Below are 3,273 nucleotides of genomic sequence, written 5' to 3'. Positions count from 1 at the left end.
TATGTTTTTTATTTTTATATTAACCTTAAAAATCTTAAATTTTTTTAATTTACAAAAAATTATTGTTAAATATAATTATTTATGACACAGTCTGATTGCGGGCTCGATGAATCGAGCCCCTACAACATAATTATAACCAAAAATTCATAATTTACTATAATATTATCTGAAATGCACCATATATATAATCTGTTGAAAATATTTTTGGCTTTTTGGGAAATAACCAATATGTGTAGATTAATTAATAAATTAGCTAATTAGAATTTAGGAATTATTTTTCTTTGATTTCTTACTATATACTCGATACTCGATACTATATACTGATTTATTAGGAGATATTTAATGGCTCAGAATAAGATAATAATTAAAGGGGCAAGAGAACACAATCTAAAAAATATAAATCTGGAGATACCCAGAAACAAATTAATTGTAATTACTGGATTAAGTGGTTCTGGTAAATCGTCTTTAGCTTTTGATACTATCTATGCAGAAGGCCAGAGAAGATATATTGAATCTTTGTCTTCTTATGCTCGACAATTTATGGAGAGGATGAAAAAACCTGATGTGGATTATATTGAAGGATTATCCCCCGCAATTGCCATTGATCAGAGGAAGGCAAGTAAAAATCCTCGATCTACAGTAGGCACCGTAACGGAAATTTATGACTACCTGCGCTTATTATTTGCTCGAATTGGAATTCCTCATTGCCCGGAGTGTGGCCAGCAGGTTAGCCAACAGACCGTTGAGCAGATGGTTGACCAAATTTTAATTTTACCCCCAGGAATCAAAATCCAGGTTTTAGCCCCCATAATTCGTTTTAAAAAGGGAGAACATAAAAAAGCATTAGAAGATATTCAAAGAAAAGGATTTGTCAGGGTAAGAGTTGATGGAAATATTTATGAAGTAGAAGAAGATATAAAAGTGGATAGATATAAAAATCATAATATAGAAGTTGTAGTAGATAGATTAATAGTAAAACCTGAAATAAAAAGTCGTTTAGCTAGCTCTATTGAAACTGCGATAAGCTTAAGTGAAGGGATAGTAATAATTGATCTAGAAGGTGGAAAAGAAAAGATATTCAGTGAACATTTTTCGTGTCCTCGTTGCGGAATAAATTTACCAGAGATTGCTCCTCGAATCTTTTCTTTTAATAGTCCTTACGGAGCTTGTCCCACTTGTAGTGGTTTGGGTTTTAAAATGGAATTCGATCCGGAATTAATTGTACCAGATAAAAGTAAGTCTATTTTAGAGGGTGCTTTAGTCCCCTGGGGCGAAGTGAAAGGAAAATATTTATACCACATCTTAAAAGGCCTGTCTGATTTTTATGATTTTAGTCTTAATACTCCTTTTGTTGATTTAAAAACTGAATTTAAAGATATTATATTGTATGGTTCTGGAGAGGTTAAAATACCTTTTAAATATAAAAATGATGAACGAAATACCTATTGGCTTCATGAAAATTATTTTGAAGGAGTAGTCAATAATTTAAAAAGACGATATCGAGAGACTAAATCAGAATATATTCGTTCAGAGATACAAAAATTTATGACTATTAAACCCTGCCCTTCCTGTAAAGGAAAAAGATTACGTCCCGAGAGTTTAAAGGTAACTATTGATGGCTTTTCTATAGCAGATCTTGCTGAGCAATCCATTAAATGGAATTATGATTTTTTTAAAAATATAAAACTACAGCAAAGAGAGAAAACAATTGCTGCTCAGATATTGAAAGAAATAAAAAACAGATTAGGTTTTTTAATTAATGTAGGATTAGATTATTTAACTTTATCTCGCGCTTCTTCTTCTTTAGCTGGAGGAGAAAATCAGAGGATTCGTTTAGCTACTCAGATTGGTTCAAGTTTAACTGGGGTATTATATATTTTAGATGAACCAAGTATTGGTTTACATCAAAAAGATAATTACAAGCTTTTACAAACTCTTTTAAAATTGAGAAATTTAGGAAATACAGTAATTGTTATTGAGCACGATGAAGCAACCATGAAGACTGCAGATTATATTGTGGATCTTGGTCCTGGGGCAGGACTACATGGAGGTTATGTGGTGGCCAGAGGAAGTTGTTCCGATCTAATGAAAAATAAGGAATCTATTACTGGAAAATATTTAAGCCATCTCAGTAAAATTAATATTCCTTTTAAAAGAAGAGAGGGAAACGGAAAATATTTAAAGATTTACGGAGCTCGCCAGTATAATTTAAAAAAAATTAATGTCTCTATTCCCTTAGGTACCTTTACTTGTGTTACTGGAGTTTCTGGCTCCGGAAAAAGTACTTTAGTGGAAGAAACATTATATAAGGCTTTAGTTAGAGAAATATATAAAAGTCGAATTCACCCTGGAGATTATGATAAAATTGAAGGAATTGAGTATATTGATAAAGTAATAATTATTGATCAATCACCTATAGGTAGAACTTCACGTTCTAACCCAGCTACTTATACTGGGAGCTTCACACTTATAAGAGAAATTTTTGCCAAAACAAAGGAAGCCCGAATAAGGGGTTACCAGTCAGGTAGGTTTAGCTTTAACGTGAAGGGAGGAAGATGTGAAGCTTGTCAAGGTGGAGGAATAGTAAAGATTGAGATGTATTTTTTGCCTGATATATATATACCTTGTGAGATTTGTAATGGTAAAAGATTTAATCGAGAAACTTTAGACATAAAATACAAAGGTAGAAATATTGCTCAAGTGTTGGAGATGACTGTAGAAGAAGCTTTAGAATTTTTTACAGCAATCCCTTCCATTAAAAGGAAACTGAAAACTTTGTATGATGTAGGATTAAGTTATATAAAATTAGGGCAACCAGCTACTACTCTGTCTGGTGGTGAAGCGCAAAGAATTAAATTGGCCAAAGAATTAAGCGCTAAAAGTACAGGAAAGACCATATATCTTTTAGATGAACCGACTACTGGATTGCATTTTGATGATGTGAAAAAATTACTCCAGGTTTTAGATCGATTAGTACAAACCGGGAATACCGTTTTAGTAATTGAACACAATTTAGATGTAATTAAATCCGCAGACTATGTTATAGATCTTGGGCCAGGAGGAGGAGAAGAAGGAGGAAGTATTGTGGCTGAGGGAACTCCTGAAGAGGTTGCCCAGAATGTAAATTCATTTACCGGAGAATTTTTAAAAAAAGTGTTAAATTAGTAGGGGCAGACCTTGTGTCTGCCCGCAATTTGTATTGGCGTATTGCGTATTGCGTGAAGAAAATCAGAAGTCAGGAGTAGGGGCACCATGCCTGTCTGCGTGCGTACA

Annotated in this window: 1 protein-coding gene; it reads left to right on the top strand. The window is 33.1% G+C overall.

Translation table 11 applies throughout. The features are described 5' to 3' along the window. Positions 1 to 342 precede the first annotated feature (342 nt). Complete coding sequence (gene uvrA / locus COZ07_RS01560) at positions 343 to 3,165, top strand: excinuclease ABC subunit UvrA (RefSeq protein ID WP_406606842.1); 2,823 nt, start codon at positions 343 to 345, stop codon at positions 3,163 to 3,165. Positions 3,166 to 3,273 lie beyond the last annotated feature (108 nt).

It is taken from the genome of Candidatus Infernicultor aquiphilus, from assembly GCF_002784285.1.
Taxonomy (GTDB): Bacteria; Atribacterota; Phoenicimicrobiia; order Phoenicimicrobiales; family Phoenicimicrobiaceae; genus Infernicultor; species Infernicultor aquiphilus.
Note: the sequence above shows the minus strand (reverse complement) of the source record. Positions and strands in the feature narration are given on the sequence as shown.